General features: G+C 74.7%; 17 protein-coding genes. 6 read left to right on the plus strand and 11 right to left on the minus strand.

All coding sequences use genetic code 11. The annotated features are described in order from the left end of the window. Position 1: 1 nt before the first annotated feature. Both FL583_RS11825 and FL583_RS11830 read right to left on the minus strand, forming a co-directional pair. Complete coding sequence (locus tag FL583_RS11825) at positions 2-496, minus strand: RNA polymerase sigma factor (protein ID WP_205752049.1); 495 nt, start codon at positions 494-496, stop codon at positions 2-4. A 36-nt stretch (positions 497-532) separates the two neighbouring features. After that, the gene (locus FL583_RS11830; protein WP_142704645.1) at positions 533-1,099 is read right to left on the minus strand and encodes a cysteine hydrolase family protein; all 567 of its coding nucleotides are present in this window, start codon (positions 1,097-1,099) and stop codon (positions 533-535) included. A gap of 128 nt (positions 1,100-1,227) precedes the next feature. Between FL583_RS11830 and FL583_RS11835 the strand changes: the two genes are divergently transcribed. The 3 genes from FL583_RS11835 to FL583_RS11845 all read left to right on the plus strand — a co-directional run bounded on the left by FL583_RS11835 (position 1,228) and on the right by FL583_RS11845 (position 2,917). Continuing rightward, complete coding sequence (locus tag FL583_RS11835) at positions 1,228-1,467, plus strand: hypothetical protein (RefSeq protein ID WP_142704646.1); 240 nt, start codon at positions 1,228-1,230, stop codon at positions 1,465-1,467. After that, entirely contained in the window at positions 1,464-1,904 is a 441-nt protein-coding gene (locus tag FL583_RS11840) for a hypothetical protein (RefSeq protein WP_142704647.1), read from the plus strand. The genes FL583_RS11835 and FL583_RS11840 overlap by 4 nt, the downstream gene beginning before the upstream one ends. 131 nt (positions 1,905-2,035) lie before the next feature. Next, entirely contained in the window at positions 2,036-2,917 is an 882-nt protein-coding gene (locus FL583_RS11845) for a DMT family transporter (RefSeq protein ID WP_420843133.1), read from the plus strand. Positions 2,918-3,582: 665 nt separating this feature from the next. Here FL583_RS11845 and FL583_RS11850 read toward each other — a convergent pair. Next, a complete protein-coding gene (locus FL583_RS11850) occupies positions 3,583-4,599 on the minus strand; it encodes an LCP family protein (protein ID WP_170323607.1) in 1,017 nt (338 codons plus the stop codon). 412 nt (positions 4,600-5,011) lie between these two features. On the opposite strand from FL583_RS11850, the gene FL583_RS11855 reads away from it, so the two are divergent. Then, positions 5,012-5,827, plus strand: coding sequence for an SDR family oxidoreductase (locus FL583_RS11855; protein WP_142704650.1), 816 nt, complete (start codon positions 5,012-5,014; stop codon positions 5,825-5,827). Here the strand turns inward: FL583_RS11855 and FL583_RS11860 are convergent. Further along, a complete protein-coding gene (locus tag FL583_RS11860) occupies positions 5,810-6,550 on the minus strand; it encodes a TetR/AcrR family transcriptional regulator (RefSeq protein ID WP_142704651.1) in 741 nt (246 codons plus the stop codon). The genes FL583_RS11855 and FL583_RS11860 overlap by 18 nt on opposite strands. Before the next feature lie 119 nt (positions 6,551-6,669). On the opposite strand from FL583_RS11860, the gene FL583_RS11865 reads away from it, so the two are divergent. Further along, entirely contained in the window at positions 6,670-8,184 is a 1,515-nt protein-coding gene (locus tag FL583_RS11865) for a DHA2 family efflux MFS transporter permease subunit (protein ID WP_142704652.1), read from the plus strand. On the opposite strand, the gene FL583_RS11870 is transcribed toward FL583_RS11865, so the two are convergent. The 5 genes from FL583_RS11870 to FL583_RS11885 form a co-directional block, all read right to left on the minus strand. After that, entirely contained in the window at positions 8,114-8,935 is an 822-nt protein-coding gene (locus FL583_RS11870; RefSeq protein ID WP_142704653.1) for an alpha/beta fold hydrolase, read from the minus strand. The genes FL583_RS11865 and FL583_RS11870 overlap by 71 nt on opposite strands. Then, positions 8,907-11,096: a cytochrome c oxidase assembly protein gene (locus FL583_RS11875; RefSeq protein ID WP_142704654.1), complete on the minus strand. Its 2,190-nt coding sequence runs from the start codon at positions 11,094-11,096 to the stop codon at positions 8,907-8,909. Before FL583_RS11875 ends, FL583_RS11870 begins: the two co-directional genes overlap by 29 nt. Before the next feature lie 1,956 nt (positions 11,097-13,052). Continuing rightward, positions 13,053-16,016, minus strand: coding sequence for a helix-turn-helix transcriptional regulator (locus FL583_RS11880; protein ID WP_170323608.1), 2,964 nt, complete (start codon positions 16,014-16,016; stop codon positions 13,053-13,055). A 61-nt stretch (positions 16,017-16,077) separates the two neighbouring features. Continuing rightward, complete coding sequence (locus tag FL583_RS40055) at positions 16,078-16,239, minus strand: hypothetical protein (RefSeq protein WP_170323609.1); 162 nt, start codon at positions 16,237-16,239, stop codon at positions 16,078-16,080. A 73-nt stretch (positions 16,240-16,312) separates the two neighbouring features. Further along, positions 16,313-17,296: a sigma-70 family RNA polymerase sigma factor gene (locus FL583_RS11885; RefSeq protein ID WP_142704656.1), complete on the minus strand. Its 984-nt coding sequence runs from the start codon at positions 17,294-17,296 to the stop codon at positions 16,313-16,315. Positions 17,297-17,359: 63 nt separating this feature from the next. Here FL583_RS11885 and FL583_RS11890 point away from each other — a divergent pair, with 63 nt between their 5' ends. Beyond that, on the plus strand, positions 17,360-18,160 hold the full coding sequence (locus tag FL583_RS11890; protein WP_142704657.1) for an alpha/beta fold hydrolase: 801 nt from the start codon (positions 17,360-17,362) through the stop codon (positions 18,158-18,160). Positions 18,161-18,179: 19 nt separating this feature from the next. Here FL583_RS11890 and FL583_RS11895 read toward each other — a convergent pair whose 3' ends face one another. After that, positions 18,180-18,734, minus strand: a complete 555-nt coding sequence (locus FL583_RS11895) for a DUF2087 domain-containing protein (RefSeq protein ID WP_142704658.1) — start codon at positions 18,732-18,734, stop codon at positions 18,180-18,182. A gap of 159 nt (positions 18,735-18,893) precedes the next feature. After that, the gene (locus tag FL583_RS11900; RefSeq protein ID WP_205752050.1) at positions 18,894-19,814 is read right to left on the minus strand and encodes a hydroxymethylglutaryl-CoA lyase; all 921 of its coding nucleotides are present in this window, start codon (positions 19,812-19,814) and stop codon (positions 18,894-18,896) included. Positions 19,815-19,914: the final 100 nt, after the last annotated feature.

Raw genomic sequence — 19,914 nt, forward strand, 5'->3', positions numbered from 1 at the left:
CTCACGCCTCCCTCACCCACGTGCTCGACCCGTCCGACAGGGCCTGCCGCAACGCTGCCCGCCCCCGGTGCAGCCACGACTTCACCGTGTTGACCGTGACGTCGGCGTCCGCCGCGATCTCGGCCACCGACAGATCCGCCAGGTAATGCAGCACCACCGCGCGCCGCTGATCACCCGGCAACGCCGCCAGCCCCCGCACCAGATCCACGTGATCGCCCCCGAACTCCACGACCACCGACTCGGCCAGCCTCGCCGAATGCGACCGCGCCACCCGCGCCCGCCGCCACCGGCTCACCGCTAGCCGCCACGCCACCCGACGCACCCACGCCGCCGGATCGTCGTACCCCCGCACCACGTCCCACCGCTCCCAGGCCCGGCAGAACGCCTCCTGGGTCAGGTCCGCCGCATCCGCCGCATCCCCGAAATACGCGTACAGCTGGACGCTGATCGCACGGAAATGCGCCCCGTAGAACGCGTCGTAGCCGGTGGGATCCACACGCACTACACGCCGCTGCGACCCACCCGGTTGCACCTAACGCAGAAGCGCCGCGATCTCGTCGACCGTGCCGGTCTCACCGACCATCCGCGCGAACCACCCCACCGACAACGCGTGCGTGTCCGGCCGCAGATCCGTCACCGCGTCCGTCGCCACCACCACGTGATACCCCAGGTCGTAGGCGCCCCGGGCACTCGACTCCACCCCGATGCTCGTCGCCACCCCCGCGAACACCACCTGCGTCACCCCACGGCGCCGCAACACCAGATCCAGCTCGGTCGCGGTGAACGCGCTCAACGTCCGCTTCGCCACCGTCACGTCACCCGTGAGCTCCGGACCCGTGAGCTCCGGCACCAACTCGTCCCAGTCCGCCGGATACTCCTGACCGCCGCTCCCGAACTCCGTCCGGCCCGGCGCCGCCCCGGCCAGCATCCGCACCAGCACCACCGGCTTCCCGGCCGCGCGGAACGCGTCCGCCAGCCGCACGGTGTTCGCGACGACCTCCGCACCGGACAACGGCGTCAGACCGGCCCGGCCCACCGTGCCCTTCTGCAGATCGATCACGACCAGCGCGACGTTCTCATCCACGACCGAAACAGGCATAGCTTCGGGACCTCTCACAGGCGGGCGATCATGACCAGGAGCGCGGCCGCGCCGAGCAGCCACCCCGAACTCTTCAGGCTGAACTGAAGAAATTCGAGCCCGGAGTATGACTCATCTACGCTCCCGGTGTGACCAAGCGGATCACCATCAGCGTCCCCGACGACGTCGCCGCCCACCTCGAAGGCGTCGGCGCCCGCCGCGTCTCCGGCTACATCACCGACGCCATCCGCCACCACGTCCAACGCGAAGCCCAACGCCGCCAACTCGACGAAGTCTTCGCCCGCACCGGCGCCCCCGACGAACCCGACCGCCAACGCGCCGAACGCTTCCTCGACGACGTCGCCGCCTGGCAACACACACGCGGGTGACCACCACCCGCGCACCCAGCCAAGTCGGACTCGTCTTCGACCACCACCCCCTGACCGCCTACGCCACCAGCAAAGACCTCATCGCCCCCTCCCTCGTCGCCTCCATCCTCGAACGCCAGCAGTTCATCGCCGTCTCACCGCTCGTCCTCGCCGAGGCCTACTGCTCCTTAGACCCCGAAGAAGCCGACGTCCTCGACCTCCTCACCTCCGGCGCCCTCGCCGCCGCCATCGTCGTCGAACCCTTCGACGGCGAAACCGCCCGCCTCCTCGGCCGCGACTCCGCCCCCACCCTCACCGCCGGCGGCGGCCACCGTCCCACCCTCGCCACCCTCCACACCGCGCAACTCGCCGTCCGCCACGCCGCCGGCGTCGTCACCGGCGAACCCGCACCCCTCCGCAAACTCCTCGGCCCCGACTGGCCCGTCCTCGAGGTCTGACAGCAAACACCAGCGGGCTGCCAGCACCACACTCTTCGACCCGGCCCGAACCATCCCTCGCCTACCGTCGAACCGTGACCACGACCGGAACCCGCGAGCCCCGGCCAGAACCCGGCCCCCCAACGCGAACGGTGACCGCCACCACCGACACCGGCCAACGCCTGCGCACCCTCGGCGCCATCACGTTCACCGTCCTCGCCTGGGCCTCCGCCTTCCTCGGCATCCGCTACGCCGGCCACACCTACACCGCCGGACCCCTCGCCTTCGGACGCCTCACCGTCGGCACCCTCGCCCTCGGCGCCGCCCTCCTCGCCACCCGCCGCTGGACCCCGCCCACCCGCCGCGAATGGCTCCTCATCCTGCTCTGCGGCGTCGCCTGGTTCGGCATCTACAACGTCGCCCTCAACGAAGCCGAACGCCGCGTCGACGCCGGCACCGCCGCCATGCTCGTCAACCTCGGACCCATCCTCATCGCGCTCTTCGCCGGAATCCTGCTCCGCGAAGGCTTCCCCCGCTGGCTCCTCGTCGGCGCCGCCGTCGCGTTCACCGGCGTCATCCTCATCGGCGTCCCCTCGGCCCGGGCCGGCCACTCCGATGGCGTCGGAGTCCTGCTGCTCCTCGTCGCCGCCGTCACCTACGCCATCGGCGTCCTCGCCCAGAAACCCACCCTCCGGCGCCTGCCGGGCCTCCAGGTCACCTGGCTCGCCTGCACCATCGGGACGCTCTGCAGCGCGCCGTTCGCCCCCGCGTTCGCCCGCCAGCTCGCCGACGCCCCGGCCGGAGCCACCGCCGCCCTCGTGTACCTCGGGCTCGTCCCGACCGCCGCCGCCTTCGGCACCTGGGCCTATGCACTGGCCCGCACCGACGCCGGACGCCTCGGCATCACCACCTACGCCGTGCCGCCCCTGGCCGTCCTCGGAGGATGGGCGCTACTCGGCGAGACGCCCGCCGCCCTCGCTCTGATCGGAGGAGCCGTCTGCCTGGCCGGAGTAGCCCTGTCCCGCCGCCGCTGACCCCCACGCCGATTGACGAGTTTCGGGGCTTCTCAGGGCTCCGACAAGCCCGATAAGTCGTCAGTCCGCGGGGTCGCCGGCGGGCGAAGGAGTGGTCAGCCTCGGCGGAAAGATAAGCGGCCGTGCCCGCCCGAGGGCGACCCGCCGCGACGGCGGCCGCGGGAACACGTGCACAGAGCGGCGGGAACTCGCCACCGCTGTGCCATTCGCGGGCCGCGCTCGCGAATGGCACGCGGAGCACTGGGTCGGCCGGGCAGATCCAGGCGCGCCGGTTCGAGCGCACCACCCAACACGCGGGCTGGGCGGCGCACGCATTGCGCGCAGTAGACGACGTATGCGCTGGGCGATGTGCGGGCTGCGGCCAGGGCCGCCGGCTCAAGGCCTCGGGCTCTCCACGCCATGGATCGCTGCGCCGTCGCTCTGCGTCCGAATGCGCTACCTCAGCAGGCTGCCGCCCAGGCCTTCGTGATCGGCCAGCCGTCGACCCCGGGAAGCACCCAGATGCCGCAGCATGCGGCGGCGAACCGCAAAGGCTCAGTGTCTCGTGGGGTGCCGTTTTGGCCGTTCGAGGCGTGGGTCCAAGCGTATGGGCTTGTTATTTTCACGAGTACGTACGGAAACGAAAGAACCCCCGCGCGGAGGCGGGGGTTCGATCGGGAAGCGGGTCAGGCGGCGGAAATCCACGTGGGGTTGGCCGCCACGAACTGGTCCATCGTGTCGTTCTTGATCGCCTGGAGCATCTCCAGGCTCTTGTCGCTGAGCTTCTCGTACCAGATCCCGTCGACCATCTCGGCGTTGAACTTGCCGTCGTTGGTCTTGACCATCGTGAGCTGCTCGGGCTTGATGCCCTTGAGCGTGAACACCCAGTCGGTGATCGACACGTTGTTGTTGTAGAACGACACCGCTCCCCCGAGGGACTCGAGGACCTTGTTCACCTTCACCGGGTTGGTGACGACCCCGGACGAGGTGGCCTTCTGCATGATCGCCTTGATCAGCTGCTGCTGGTGGCGCTGCCGTCCGTAGTCGCCGTCGTTGTTGGCCAGCAGGTCGCGCTGGCGGGCGTAGTCGAGGGCCTGCCAGTTCGTGAAGTTCCGGCAGCCGGGGTAGTAGACCTGGGGCCGGACGTTGTACCGCAGCCCGGCGGGGGTGCCGTCGGGGTTGATGTAGTACGGCGCGGCCCGCTTACCGGTGGTCTTGTCCCACCCGATGTGGATCGACGTGACCTTCTCGTCGACGCACATCCGGACGCCGCCGAGCGCGGTGACGACGGATTCGAGGCCGGCGAAGTTCACGATCGCCGCGCCGTCGAACTTCATGCCGCCCATCAGGTCGCTGACCGTGTTGGCGAGCAGCGCCAGGCCTTTCTCGCGGCCGCCGTCCTTGCGGTACCCGAACTGGAACGCGGCGTTGATCTTGTCGCGCCCGCCGGGGTACTGCGTGTCGGGGAACGCGGGGATGTCGACGAGGCTGTCCCGCGGGATCGACGCGAGGTAGGCGCGGTCGTGGGCCGCGTTGATGTGGGCGATGATGATCGAGTCGGCCCGGACGCCCGCGGTCGGGTCGGTGGACCGCTCGTCGATGCCGGCCAGCAGCAGGTTGATCGGGCCTTCGATCGACTTGCCGGTGTCGGCCGCGTCGCCGAGGCCGCCGGAGTGGGTGATCTTCCCGGCGTAGTGGTTCACCGCGGTCGGGACGCCGATCAGGACGACGCCGGAGATCAGGACGAGGACCGCGCCGGCCGCGACGGCCAGCCAGGCCCAGCGCGGGGCACCTTTCCAGGTGCCGGGGTGGCGCGGGGGTTTCGGGGGGCGGCCCGGACCGGGGTCCGGGGTGTTCGGGGTCGGGCTGCCGGTCCGTTCCGGCGAGCCGAGGCTAGTCAGCGTGTCCTGCCCGATGACTGCGACCCGCCCGGATGTCGCGCCGACGCATCAACAACCCCATCTCTCCCTGGCCGTTATCCGCCACACTCTATTGCCCCGGTGCCATTGCATCGGTAGCCGGGGAAACACATATTCAATCCTTACCCCTTCCCCTGGTGGCGGGCTTCTGCCGGGCGGGAGTGAGCCGGGAAGTATGGGCTTGTTATTGTGCGGCATGGCTTCTTCGGGCGTGGCGGTCGTCACCGGCGGCGGGAGCGGGATCGGCCGGGCGGCCGGGGTCGCGCTCGTCGCGGCCGGGTTCGGGGTGGTGTTCGCGGGGCGCACCGAGGCGACGCTGGCCGAGTCGGTCGCGCTCGCCCGGTCCGTTCCGGCCCAATCTGCTCCGGCCCGGTCCGCGTCGGCCCGGGCGTCCGACGCGCCCCCGGCGTCGGACGAGGCGTCGTACGCGGTGCTCGACGTCACCGACCGGGGCGCGGTCGACGGGCTGTTCGACGGCGTGGTGGCCGCGCACGGGCGGGTGGACCTGCTGGTGAACAGCGCCGGGATCTTCGGCGCGGCGAATCCGGTGGCCGGCACCACCGACGACGACTGGGACGCGGCGATCGCGGTCAACGTGACCGGGAGCTTCGCCGCGGCCCGGGCGGCGTTCCGGGTGATGTCGGCCCAGGAGCCGCGGGGCGGCCGGATCGTCAACCTGGGGTCGGTGTCGGCGCAGGTGCCGCGCCCGCACGCGACCCCGTACACGGTCAGCAAGCACGCGATCACCGGCCTGACCAGGTCGCTCGCGCTGGAGGGCCGGGATCTGGGCATCGCGGTCGGCCAGCTCGACGTCGGCAACGCGGCGACCGCGATGACGCGCGGCCTGCAGGTGGGCGCGCTGCAGCCGGACGGGTCGCGCCGGGCCGAGCCTGCGTTCGACGTCGGGCATGTCGCGGACACGGTCGTGTTCCTGGCCCGGCTCCCGCTGTCGGTGAACGTGCCGTTCATGACCGTGATGGCCACGGCCATGCCGCTACTCGGCCGCGGCTGAGCCCGTCCGCGCCGGATCGGGGAGCGACGCCTCGATACCGTCGAGGAGCCAGTTCAGGCCCTCGGTGAAGCTGTCTTCCGCGTAGCCGCCGGTCGCCATCGCGTCCCGGAGCAGCGGGTACTCCCCGGCGTCGAGCAGGGCCCGGTAGTACGGGTGCTCGAGCGTCCCGGAGACGTCGGCGGCGGCCCCCACGGACCGGCGGGTGAGGTAGCCGAGCACGTAGTCGTCGACCGCCATGAGGATCTGGGCCTGCCGGGAGGGCGGGAGCCCGAGGCCGGCCACCGCGCGCAGCGACTGCTCGACGTGGCGCAGGCCGGACGGGCCGCCGTAGCGGCGGCCCTCGGCCATCAGGGGGACGACCCAGGGGTGGCGGCCGATCTGGTCGCGGGTCGCCTCGGCGACGAGCGTCAGCGCGGCGCGCCAGTCGCCGGGCAGCGGCTCGGGCAGCAGGGTCTCCCCCGCGGCCGCGTCGCCCATCAGGTCGAACAGGTCGTCCTTGCTGTCGAGGTAGGTGTAGAGGCTCATCGCGCGCGCGCCGAGCTCGGCGGCGACCCGGCGGATCGAGACCGCGGCCAGACCCTCGCGGTCGGCGAGGTCGACGGCCGCCGCGACGATCGCGGCCCGGCTCAGCGTCGAGCGCCGCCGGGTCTCCGGCCGCGCCCAGATCGGCTCCCGGACGTCGTTCCCGGACGACGGGCCGGGAACCGGATCAGCGCTGGTCATGGCCGCATCCTAGCCGTACGGCGTAGCGCTACGCTGTACGGGCAATGCGCTACGGCGTACGCTCAACGTACGCCGTAGCGGTTACGGCGTTTTCCGAGCGGCCAGGAAGGCCTTCCCCCATGACCACCTCCACCGCGCGCCTCGACCCGCAGTTGCGGTCGCTCGCACTGGTCGTGCTCGCCGGCACGATCATGACCGTCCTCGACACGACGATCGTCAACGTCGCCCTCAACGACCTCGGCCGCGACCTGCACACCTCGCTCTCGACGATCCAGTGGGTGCTGACCGGCTACACGCTCGCGCTCACGATGACGATTCCGCTCACCGGGTGGGCCGTGCGCCGCTTCGGCGCGCGCCGGGTCTGGCTCGCCGCGCTGTTCGCGTTCGGGCTCGGCTCGGTGCTCTGCGGCGTCGCCTGGTCGGTCGGCAGCCTGATCGCGTTCCGCGTCCTGCAGGGCGTCGGGGGCGGCGCGCTGATGCCGGTCGGACAGACGATGCTCGCGCAGGCGGCCGGGCCGGACCGGATGGGCCGGGTCATGTCGGTCGTCGCGATCCCGGCGATGCTCGCGCCGGTGCTGGGCCCGGTGCTCGGCGGCGCCATCCTCGACCATCTGGCCTGGCGGTGGCTTTTCTTCATCAATGCGCCGGTCTGTGTGGTTGCGGTGGCGCTCGCGGTGCGGTGGTTGTCGTCGGATCATGGTGGATCGGATGTCGGGGTCCGGTTGGATGTGATCGGTCTCGTGTTGTTCTCCCCCGGCCTCGCTGCCCTGGTCTACGGTCTGTCCGAGGCCGGCAACGGCGCCGGCCTCTCCAGCTCTCGCGTCCTGGCCGGAGTGTCGGCCGGGGTCGTGTTGCTCGTCGCCGGCGTGGTCCACGGGGCCCGGGCGCGGGCGGGTGCGGCGCTGATCGACGTCCGGCTGTTCACCCGCCGGTCGTTCCTGCTGCCGACCGCCGGGATGTTCAGCTACGGCGTCGGGCTGTTCGGCGTGATGGTCCTGCTGCCGCTCTACTTCCAGCTGATCCGGGGCGCCGGGTCGCTGGAGGCCGGGCTGCGGATCGCGCCGCTGGGCCTCGGCGCGATGGCGACGATGGCGGTGTCCGGACGGCTCGCCGACCGGTACGGCGCCCGCTGGATCGCGGCCGGTGGCGTCGCGGTCGTGGGTGGTGCGCTGCTGGTGTGCACCCGGTTGTCGGCGACCACGAGCCTGCCGCTGCTGCTCGGGGTGGTGCTCGTGATCGGGGTCGGGCACGGGCTGGCGACTCCGCCGCTGATGGCCGCCGCCTACCGGGGGCTCGACCGCTCGCAGGCCCCGGCCGCGTCCACCGCCGGGAACGTCGTCCTGCGGCTGGGAACGGCGATCGGGCCGGCGGTGCTGGCCGTCGTCCTGCAGAGCGCGATCCGCGACCGGGTGCCCGGCGCGGCCGGGACCCTGGCCGACGCGGGCCGGGCGGCCGCGACCGGCGGCGCGGACGCCCTCGCCGGAGCCTTCGGTGTGGGCTTCGCCTGGGCCGCGGGCGCGCTCGCGGTCGCCCTGGCCCTGGTGCTGGCCATCCCGCGGGTGGTCAGGCCAGCAGCGCCGCCGGAGCCGGCAGCAGGTCGGCCAGCAGATCCGTCAGCTGCTCCGGCTGCGTGAGGTAGGCGTCGTTCGGGCCGTCGACCCGGAGCACGGACAGCGCCGGGACCTCGGCGGCCAGCCCGGTCAGGGCCGACGTGACCCACTCGAGGTAGGCGAGCCAGGCCAGCCCGAGCTCGGTCGGCAGCAGGTCGGCGAGGTCGGACTCCCGGCTGAGCACGGCGACGGTCGGACAGCGCACCGCGCGGTAGAGGTGCAGCAGGTCCAGGCTCTCGACGGCGCGGAGCGCTTGTCCGAGCGTCGCCGGGACGCTTCGCGCCAGATGGTCGGAGAACGCGACGATCACTGCGTCCCGGTTCGCGTCCGGGGACAGCGCGGCGAGCTGCTCGGGCCGGGTCGGGTTGCCGTAGCCGTCGATCGTGACCGCGAGCGGGCACTCGGGGTGGCGGGCCGCCCAGCCGGCCGCGGTCGTGCCGCCGAGCCCGTGCCCGATCACCGCCGGCCGGTCGAGCCCGAGCGCGTCGACGACCGCGGCGACGTCGCCGAGGACCGCGTCCCAGGTCCAGTCCCCGTCGCCGGACCGCCCGTGGCCCCGGGGCTCGATCGCGACCGGCCGGTAGCCCAGCCCGCGCAGCAGCGTCCCCACGACGTCCCAGGACGCGGCCGTGCCCCGGGCCGACGGGAGGAGGACGACGTCGCCGCCCCAGCCGTCGCCGGACCCGCTCTGCGGGTGGCGTCCGAAGTCGCGGACGGAGAGCGGGACGGCGGCCGGGACGAGCAGGTCAGCGGGCGGCAGCCCGAGATCGTTCATGGTTGTCACTGTCCCGCCTGCGTCGACCGAATATCCGGGCCGCACGCAGTACCCGCGCCGCACCGCGGTCGGCCAGGAAGAGCAGGCCGGCGAGCGCGCCGACGACGGCGAGGAGGGTGCCGCCGACGGCCTGGTCCTGGGCCTGGCTGGTGCTCCCCCAGGGCCACGGGAGCAGCATCACGCGCTGCAGGCCGGTGTACCAGTCGGGGGCGACGACCCGGCCCGTCCCGGCGAGCAGGGCGCCCGCGGTGGCGGCCGCGGCGGCGGTGGCGGCCGCGACCAGGGTGCGGGTCCGGTCGGGGCGGCGGCCTCCCGGCCGCGGGTCCGGTCCGGTCACGAACCAGGCCAGGAGGACGCCGGTGGCGAGGAGGTAGCCGTCGAGGAGGAGCTCGGTGGCGTAGGACCAGCGGGCCTGGTCGAAGAGGGGGGTGAAGTAGATCGCGAACGGGCCGGCGGCCCAGAGCAGGACGACCGTAGCTGGGTGGGTGAGGGCGCGCGCGGTCCGGGAGGTGAGGGCCGTGCGCAGCCAGGCGCCGGCGCCGGTGGGGTCCGACGCGGCGCCGTCGGCGGCGGCGGCGGCGTCGGCGGCGTCGGCGGCGTCGGCGGCGGCGCCGTCGGCGCTGGCCGAGGCGGCGCTGTCGATGCTGGCCGAGACGGCGCTGTCGGTGCTGGCCGAGGCGGGCGGGCGCGGGGTGCGGAGCATGGCGGGATGCGAGGCGCGGAGCGCGAGCGTCAGCGGGGTGGCGCGGACCAGCAGGAGCGGCGCGACGAGCGCGAGCAGCAGGTGCTGGACGATCGCGACGCTGAAGAACACGGTCGTGTACCGCCCGACGCCGCTGCAGGTCGCGACCACGACTACCAGGACTCCGGCCAGCCAGGACACCCCCCGCCGGGCCGGCCAGGGGATCCCGGCCCGGTGCGCCCGCGACTCGAGACGCAGGTAGCCGACGACCGCGGCCGCGCACAGCAGGAGCCAGACCAGGTCCACCGTCCAGCTGGTCGCGAGCGTGCCGACCGACACGACCGGCGGCAGGTCGAAGCCGAGCATCTGGACGCCGGCCGACTCGTGATGCGGGGCTCCGGCGCCGGAGTCGAGCGGCGCCGGGACCCGCGACAGCGCGACGGTCAGCCCGGTGGCCGCACCGAGCACGACCAGCTCCAGCACCGCGAACCGCAGGAACGGCCCGGGGAGGCCGCGTCCGATCGCCGGGATCGTCTGGGTGCGGTGCCAGCGGCCGATCGCCGCGACCACGGCGAGGGCCAGGAGTTCGAGGGCGGCGAGCCGCCCGTAGGCGCTGTCGAGGCCCGTGTCGGAGGGGGCAAGGATCAGGATCGCGTGCAGGATCCCGGTCGCGAGGGCGACCGGGACGGCGATCAGGCTCAGCCGGGAGTACCGCTCGGCGGTGCGCTGCAGGTCGCTGTGTCGCAATGCGGATCGGGTTCCGCGGGCCGCGGGCTGGTTTCGCCGGCCGGCGAGGCGGTCTACCGGGCCGGCGAGGCGCTCTACCGAGCCTGCGGGGTGGACTACCGGGCCTGCGGAGCGGCCTTCCGGGCCTGCGGGGCGATCTTTCGGGTCGGCGGCCGAGGCGGCGGCTGCGCCGGCGGGGTCGGCGTCCGCGGCGGCGGGTGAGTCGGCGGCGGCGGATGAGTCGGCGGCGGTCGAGGCGTCAGCGGCCGAGGCGGCGGATGAGTCGGCGGCCGAGGTGGAGGTGGAGGTCGAGGCGGCGCGGGGCGCGTTCGCCGCGGGGCGGGGCCCGGTCATGTCGCCGCGAGGCGCGGCCAGGGAACTCCGGGCGCGGAGCAGCAGGGCGCCGAGTGCGCCGGTGCAGAGGGTGAGGCTGAGCAGGTGCAGCAACTGGGCACCGGCCGCGAGCTTGAGATCGGCGACCACCACCTCGTCACCGACGAACGCAGACGGCGCGACCCCGAGCAGCGCCGCCCCGAGCGCCGCGACCGGAGCCCGCCGGACCAGCAACAGCGCGGCCACCGCGGCCACGACCGCGACGGCCCGGGCCCGCCCGGCCGGAGTCTCCAGCCCGACGTTCCCCAGCGCGCCGACGGTGAGCACCTCCCCGACCGGCCGCCCGAGCTGGTCGGACACGGTCAACACCCAGGCCACGACCGCGGCCACCACCCACACGACCGCCGCGCGCGCGGCCACCGCCCGATGCCGCACACCGCTGCCCGCCTGGACGCCCCCGCCCCCCAGACCCGCACCACGGCCGAGCGCGCGACCAGCAGCGGGACGGCCGGACATGGGCCCAGCGGTGGCATTGGCGCCGGAGCCGAGCGCGGTGCCGCCGGCGGAGCCAGCGATGCGGCCGGGCGTGCGGCCAGCGGCAGAGCCGACGGCGGAATCGCCGCCGGAGCCGGGCGCCCTGCCGGCGGGGCGGTCTTCCGGGCCGGCGGGGCGGCCATCCGCAAGGCCAGCCGCAGAGCCGACGGCGGGATCGGCGCCGGAGCCGGGCGCCCGGCCGGCGGCAGAGCCAGCGATGCGGCTGGTCGCGGGGCCGGCGACAGGGTGGGGCATGCGTTTGGTGGCGCGGCCGGCGGCAGGGGGTTCCGGGCGGCTCCAGAACGCGGCGGCCAGGGAGCTGCCGGCGACCAGCGCGGCGGCGAGGTCGCCGACGAGACGGGCGAGTGGCAGGCCCCAGTCGGTGAGGGCGCCCGGGGCCGGGAGTCCCGGCACCATCGCCCGGCCGGCGCCGTCGCCGTAACCGAGCGCGACCGCGGTCGTCCCGGCCGCGATGGCTCCGGCTGTGACCCCGACGACCAGCGCGGCCTTTTCGCGAGGAATCAAGTTCTGCAGAGGTGTGGCGTGCCCCATGCCCTCACCTACGCACCCCGCCACCGGTCAGTTCACCGCGCCCACGGGCGATCCCTGCCGCGGGCCGCCGCGCCCCACCCGTACCAGCCTCGCGAATCGCAGCCGCGCGAGCCGCGGAGGCGCGAGCGGGCCGCGAGCGCAGGAGCGCGCGGGCACCCTGATGCGAAGACCCGGACGCGCGGACGCCTGGGCGCGAGCAGACCCGAGAGTGCGGAGGCCCGCCCGCACGCCCAGACGCCCAGACGCCCAGACGCACGGACGCACGGACGCCCAAACGCACGGACGCCCCGAGGCCAGGAGGCCCGACGCCTGAGGCGCTAACCCGCGGAGCCGCGAAAGCGCGGAGGCGCTAAGCCGCGGAGGCGCGCAGACGGGAAGAGGCGCACGTGGGAGGCCAGGAGGCGAAAGCGCGAACTCCCGGGACGCAGGCGCGACAGCGCGAACGCGGCAGGCGCAGACGCCCAGAGGGGGGCGCGCCCACGCGGAGGCACGAGGGCGAAGGCGCGCACACGCGACGGCGAGAAGGTCCGGACGTGCGCACACGCGAAGGCGCGAACGCCTCGGTGCCCGCGACCGCGACGGCACGAACGCAGCGGGCCCGGACGCCCGGACGCAGGCCGGGAGGCCCAGACGCAGGGCACGCGCAGCACGGAAGGTGGAGGCGCCCGGACGCCCGGACACGCGGACGCCCGGACGCCCGGAGGCGCGGACGCCCGGACGCCCGGAGGCGCGGACGCCCGGACGTCCGGAGGTGCGAAGACACGAAGACACGAAGACGCGGAGACGCGGAGGCACGAAGGCGCGCAGAAGCGCGGACGCGAAGGCGCGCAGACGCGGAGGCTTCGAGGCGCGGACGCCGGAGACGCGCCCGGACGCGAGAAGCGCAGAGACGGGGGCGCAGGAACCGCCCCGACGCCAAACGCGCGAAGACGCAAAGGCCCGGACACCCGGCTGCGCGGACGCAGCAGGCCCGGAGGCACAGGCCCAGGTGACGCGCGGACACGGCCGGCGAAGGCACAGCAAACGCCCGGATCCCCAACGTACGGAGACACAGAATCGCACAGGCCCAGAGACGCGGACCCGCGGCGGCGCGGACGCAGAAGGCCCGGATCCGCAGGCGCAGGGACTCACAGGCGCGGAGGGCGAAGGCGCAGGAAGCGCCCGAACGCCCGGCGTCCCGGGGCCCTCGACCAGCACCGCGAGCCCAAGCCCACCAACCCGCCCCGCGGCCCCCACCGAACCCCGCCGGCCCAGGCCCCCGGCCCCACGGCCCTCCGGCCCCGGCCGCCCTCAGCTCACCGCACCATCCAAAAGACCCGCCCTCCGCGCCAACGCCGCCGCCTCCGTCCGGCCCCCCGCGCCCAGTTTCGCCATCAAATTCGTCACGTGCACGCTCACCGTCTTGTCGCTGATGTACAGCGCCCGGCCGATCTGCCGGTTCGTGCGGCCCAGGGCCAGCAACTCCAGCACCTGCTGTTCCCGGGGGGTCAGCTCGGCTCCGTCCCGGCGCTCGGGGACGGCCGCCGCGCGCGGCGACCCGGGCAGGGCCAGCGCGGCCAGCTCGGCCAGCAGCGGCTCGGCGCGCAGGGCGGACGCGACCTCTCGGGCGGTGGCGGCCTCGGCCTCGGCGGCGGTCAGATCACCGGTGGCCGACAGGGCGGCGGCGAGGCGGGTCGCCGAGCGGGCCTGCTCGAACGGGTGCCCGTAGCCGAACGCGTCGGCCGCCGTGCGCCAGGCGGCGACCAGGTCGGCGGCGTCCGGGGCGTCGATCGCGGCGGCCCAGCGCAGCCTCGCCCACTCGGCCTCGGCGCGGGCCACCCAGGCGACGCTCTCCGGGCCGCCGATCACCCCGCGGCGGCTCCGGGCGGCCTCGGCGTGGTGACGGACGTCGTCGATCAGGCTCGCTCCGCGGGTGACGGCGGTGGCGCGGTCGGCCCGGGGCGCGCCCGCCACCGAGCCGGCGAACGCGGCCAGCGCGAGCGTGTGCAGCCGGTAGCGGGCCTCGAACCAGTCCTGCCCCCAGAGCGTGCAGACGGTCTCGACGACGTCGTCGTGGGTGGACAGTGCGCGGGCGACGTCGCCGCGCTGGCCGTACGTGTCGACGAGCGCGGCGCCGCCGATGATCGCCAGCACCGCGTCGCGCTTCCACCACGGGCGGTTGGTCTTGGCCCGGCGGACCGCGTCGGCGGCGCCGCGACCGGCGTAGACGGCCAGGCTCGCGGCGGCCAGGCCGGCCCGGGCCAGCGCCGGGGCGTCGGGGTGCGCGTCGGCCCGGCGGACCGCGTCGTCCCAGCGGCCGGTCGAGTAGTCGGCCTGGACGAGCATGATCTCGGCGTCGGCCGCGTACGGGGCCCAGGGCCGGCCGCCCTCCCGGCCGATGCGCACGACCTCGGCGAACGTCTCGCCGGCGGGATCGAGCTGGCCCCGTTCGTGCTGGTAGATCGCGAGGCTGTAGACCGAGCGGAGCTTCGCCCGCAGGTCGCCCGATTCGCGGGCCCTGGCGATGCTCTCCCGGATCAGCCGCTCGGCGTCCTCCGGGGCGCCGCGCCAGCGCTCGACCCGGCCCCGGGTGGTGACCGCGTCGGCCTCGACGTTCGGGGTACCGACCTGCACGGCGACCGCGCGGGCCTCGTCGGCGTAGCGGATCGCCTCGTCGACCGTGCGGTCGTTGCCGGACAGCGACCGGGCCAGCGCGGCCAGCGCCCGGGCCCGCAGCGCGCTGGGCGGCTCCTCGGGGACCGCGTCGAGGGCCTGCCGGGCCAGCGCGACGACGTCGTGCCCGCTGTCGAGCGCGAGCGCGTGGTCGGCCAGCTCGATCAGCAGTGTGGCCCGGACGCCGGCCGGGGCGTCACCGGGCAGGCGGGCCAGCGCCTCCTCGATCACGTGCACGGCCCGGAACGGGTTGCCGGCGTGCGACGCCGCCCACGCGGCCTTGCGGGGCAGGTCGGCGACCGTGCGGGGGTCCTGGACGAGCGGGGTGAGCTCCTGGGCGGCCTCGTAGAGCCGTAGCGCCTCACCGGGGGCGGCGATGCGCATCGCCTCGTCACCGGCGCGGATGCCGGCGTCGAACGCGGTGGGCAGGTCACCGGCCTCGCGGGCGTGCCGGGCCAGGTCGGCGTCGGTACCGGGCAGTTCGGCCGACGCGATGACCTGGGCGAACTGGGCGTGGTGCCGGCGACGCTCGCCGGGCAGCAGGTCGTCGTAGACGGCCTCGGCGAGCAGCGCGTGCCGGAACGCGTACCCGTCGGACCCGGTGCGGTCGAGCACGTACGCGTCGGACGCCTCGCGCAGCGCGGCGTCGAGCGCGCCGTCGTCGAGGCCGGCGACGCGGGCCAGCCGGTCGTGGCTGATCTCCCGGCCGGCGACCGCGACGACCTGCAGGACGTGCCGGGTCGCCGACGAGAGCCGCTCGAGCCGGAGCAGCAGCAGGTCGGCCAGGTTGCGGGGCACCCCGGGCGCGGGCCCCGGCCCGACCCCGACCTCGGCCAGCAGCTGCTCGGCGAAGAACGCGTTGCCCTGGGCCCGGTCGAGCAGGTCGGAGAGCGCGCGGTCGTCGAAGTCGCCGCCCGAGTCGCCGGCCAGGCCGCGCAGGATCGCGGCCACGTCGTCGCGGGGCAGCGGTTCCAGCGGCAGCCGCAGCACCCCGGGCAGCCGGCCCCACTCGAGCACGACCGAGCGCAGCGGGTGACGCCGGTGCAGGTCGTCGGAGCGGTAGGAGCCGACGAGGACGACCGGCCCGTCGGGCTCGGCGGCCAGCCGGGCCAGCAGGAAGCCGAACAGGTCGCGGGTGGCGCCGTCGGCCCAGTGCAGGTCTTCGACGACGAGCAGCACCCGCCGGTCGGCCGACAGGTCGAGCAGCGCGCCGAGCACGGCCTCGTAGAGATCGGCCGGGTCGAGCCGGCCCTCGCCGCCCTCGGACCCGACCATCCGGCGGTGCGGCAGCAGCCGGGCCAGCGGCGGGTAGTGGGCCCGCAGCGTGGCCACCGCCTCGGGCTCGTCCCGGGCGAGGCGCCCGAACGCCTCGCTGACCGGCAGGAACGGCACCGCGTCGCCGCCGAAGCTGACGCAGTGCCCGACCAGGACCAGCGCGCCGTCGGCGGCCGCCGCGCGGGCGAACTCGCGCAGCAGCCGCGTCTTGCCGATGCCGGCCTCGCCGGAGACGAGCGACGCGGCCGGCGGGCCGGGCGGCAGCAACCGGCCGAGCAGGGCGAGTTCGTCGTCGCGGCCCACCAGCGGCGTCGGCTCGGTCGTCATGAATCCATTGTCGCCCTCGGGTCCGACAGAATTTCCGGCTCCGCCACCGGCGAACATCGGATCAGGACGGGCGTAACCGGGAGCGGGCGAACAGCAGTGTCCGCAGGCTCGCCCGGTGGCGTCCGGGCGCGTCCTCGTCGGGGCGGCGGCGGGCGCCGGCGGCCAGCCGCTCCCGGGTGTAGTCGTACTGGGCCTTCGCGAATTCTTCGGTCAGCGAGAACATGCTCCCACCGTGCGCGTCTGAGGGGGCCCGGGACATCGCTACTACTCCCTAACCGGACCCCCCTTAGACGCACTCACCCGGCCTTAGGCGGCAGCCCGAACACCCGGAAATGCTCCGCCCCCAGGAACGACGTCACCGCGGCGATCCGGTCGCCCCGCAGCGTCAGCACGGTGATCGACCAGGCCGCGAACACCCCGTCCCCCGGATCCAGGTACGACGCGACCGCCGGCTGCCCGTTCGCGGACGTCGCCCGGTGCCGCCAGGCGCCGCAGCGGCTCAGCGGCACCTCGGTCGCGAAGTCGCGTACCGCCGGGAGCCCGGCGTACCAGTGGGCCAGCGGCGGCATCGACCAGGTCACGTCCTCGGTGAGCAGCGCGACCAGCGCGTCCGCGTCGCCGCGTTCGAGGGCGGCCGAGAATCCCTCGACGACGGCGCGGAGCCGGGCGTCGCCGAGCGCCCGGACGGTCCGCTGCCGGCTGCGGTCGCCGACCTTCTCGGTCACCACCCGGCGGGCCCGCTGCAGCGCGCTGTTCACCGAGGCCACCGACGTGTCCATGATCCCGGCGATCTCCGCGGCCGAGAACCCGAGGACGTCGAAGAGCAGCAGCGCGGCCCGCTGGTTGCCCGGCAGGTGCTGGCAGGCCGCGACGAACGCCAGCTCGACGGCTTCGCGCTGCTCGTAGGCCAGGCCGGCGTCCGGGTACGGGGTCAGCCAGGGCACGTCCGGCACCGGCGGGTCGTCGAGCACCGCGTGCGCGCTGGACGGGCCCAGATCGATCGGCAGGACCCGGCGGGCCCCGATCAGGTCCAGGCAGGTCCGGGTCGTGACCGTGTAGAGCCACGTCCGCACCGAACTGCGCCCCTCGAACCGGGCCAGCCCGCGCCAGGCCCGCAGCAGGGCGTCCTGCAGGGCGTCGTCCGCATCGTGGGAGGACCCCAGCAGGCGGTAGCAGTGCGCGTGCAGCTCCCGCCGCAGCGGGCGGACGAGGCGGTCGAAGGCCGCCTCGTCGCCTCCGGCGGCCGAGTCGAGGTCGGGCACCGCAGAAATCTGGCTCACGAGCGATGAGTCTGCCGCACCGGCGCAGTCTGTTCCGGTGAGAACCCGAGCTGAGGAGGACGTATGACCGCCGCAACCCTCGCCGTCCCCGGCGCCGAGCTGTACTACGAGGTCCGGGGCCGCGGACCGCTGCTCGTGCTGGCCGGGGCGCCGATGGACGCCCGCGCGTTCGGCGATCTCGCCGACCGGCTCGCCGACGGCTTCACCGTCCTGACGACCGACCCGCGCGGGATCGGCCGCAGCCCGGTCGACGACCCGGACGCCGACTCGACGCCGGACGAGCGGGCCGACGACCTGGCCGCGCTGATCGCGCACCTCGACGCGGGCCCGGCCATCGCGTTCGGGTCCAGCGGTGGCGCGGTGAGCGTGCTCGCGCTGGCCCAGCGCCACCCGGCGTCGGTCTCGGCGGTGATTCCGCACGAGCCGCCGCTGACCGACCTGCTCGACGACCGGGCCGAGATCCGCGACCGCACCGAGGAGATGATCGCGGTCCACGCCACCGGGGACCGGCGCGGGGCCTGGCTGCTGTTCCTGAAGAACGCGGGCATCGAGCTGCCCGGGCCGGTGTTCGAGGCGATGTTCGCCGCCCCGCTCGACGGTCGGGACGCGGCCGACGAGAACTTCCAGTTCGCGCACCTGCTGCGGGCGACCACCCGCTGGGAGCCGGACGTGACCGCGCTGCGCGCGGGCCCGCGGATCGTGGTCGGGATCGGGGAGGAGTCGGCCGGTCAGCTGTGCGACCGCACGGCGCGCGCGCTCGCCGCGCGGCTGGGGACCGACCCGGTCCTGTTCCCCGGCGACCACACCGGCTTCCTCACCCACGGCCCGGCCTTCGCCGGCCGCCTCCGATCGGTCCTGTCCTAGGTGGACGGGGTTCCGGACGTCAGACCGGGGCCGGTTCGGCCCGCCGGTAGACGCCGGCCTCGCGGGTGAGGATGCCCGCGTCGACGAGGTAGCGGCGGACCGAGACGTGGTCGATCGGGGCGCCCTCGCACCAGGCCGCGAGTCGCTCGTTCACCGCCGCCTCGCCGACCTCCTCGCCCCACGGGAACGACCGCCCGGCCAGGTACTCCAGCACCAGGCGCTTCTTCGTCCAGGCGGCCGGGAAGCCGATCAGGCGGTCACCGCGGACGAACGGGCGCAGGACGGCGTCGGTGCCCGCGCCGGTCGCCTCCGGGGCCGCCCGGCGGGCGAGGTCGCGGAACACGTCGGTGCGGGCGGCGAACGCCGGGCCGTCCGGCTCGACCAGGCCGCCGGCCCGCAGGCGGGTCAGGGCGGCGTTCACGGCCCGGGGGCTGTCGCCGGTGAGCTCGGCGAGCGCCGCCGGGGTGCGGGAACCGGGGGCCTGGACGCCGAGCGTCAGCGCCGCGAACACCCGCAGCCGCACCGGTTCGGCGAGCAAACGGACCACCGCGTCGGGCGTCAGGTCGGAATCCATGCGCCCGACGCTAACCCCCGCCCCGGCCGACGGACGACCGATTTTCCCGGGCGCCCGGTCAGCCCCGCTCGGGGCGCGCCGCGGTTTGACGACTTTCCGGGGTCTCCGAGCGCCCCAGAACCCCGGAAAGTCGTGAAAGCGCGCCAAAGCCCGCCCCGGTCAGCCCCGTTCGGGGCTCAGGGCGCCCGGGAAGTCGCCCGCCCGGCCCAGCAGGGCCGGGACCGGCGCGCCCAGCTCCCCCTCGATGAACGCGGCCGCCCCCACCACCCCGGACAGCGACAACCCGGACGCCACCCCCGACCGGCGCAGCGCGTAGGCGAGGTCCTCGGTGGCGATGTTGCCGGTCGCGGCGGGCGCGAACGGGCACCCGCCGATGCCCCCGGCGCTGGCGTCGAGCGCGGCCGCCCCGAGCGACACCGCGGCCAGCGCGTTCGCGTACCCGGTGTTGCGGGTGTTGTGGAAGTGGAACCGCAACGGGAGCGCGGTCACGTCCCGGGCCGCCTCGACCAGCCGGGCCACGTCGGCCGGGACGCCGACGCCGATCGTGTCGGCCAGCGCGATCTCGTCGGCCCCGGCGTCGGTGCAGGACCGGACGAGCGCGCCGACCGCCGACGGGGCCACCTCGCCCTCGAACGGGCAGCCGAAGCTCGCGCCGATCGTCGCCGTGACCCGCAGGCCCGCCGCCCGGGCCCGGGCGCTGATCGCGCCGAACGACGCCACCGCCTCGGCGACCGACATCCCCTGGTTGCGCCGGCTGAACGTCTCGGTCGCGACCACGACGACGTTCACCTCGTCCACTCCGGACGCCAGGGCCCGGTCGAGCCCGCGCTCGTTGACGACCAGCCCGATGTACGAGACGCCGCCGCCGCGCGGGACGCCGGCCATCACGGCCTCGGCGTCGGCCATCTGCGGCACCCGCTTCGGGTGGACGAAGCTCGTCGCCTCGATCCGGCGCGCGCCGGCCGCGACCAACGCCTCGACGTAGGCGATCTTGGCCGGCGTCGGCACCAGCGCGTCCTCGTTCTGCAGCCCGTCGCGCGGCCCGACCTCGACGATCTCCACCGCTGCTCGCTCGCTCACCGGCCCTGTCTAACACCGACCCGCAGATGTATGCAATGCCGACGCAGCCTCTTGATCAACACGCGCCTCACCCCTTAAATGTATGCATTCGGCGAAGGGA

Source organism: Cryptosporangium phraense (assembly GCF_006912135.1).
Lineage (GTDB): Bacteria > Actinomycetota > Actinomycetes > Mycobacteriales > Cryptosporangiaceae > Cryptosporangium > Cryptosporangium phraense.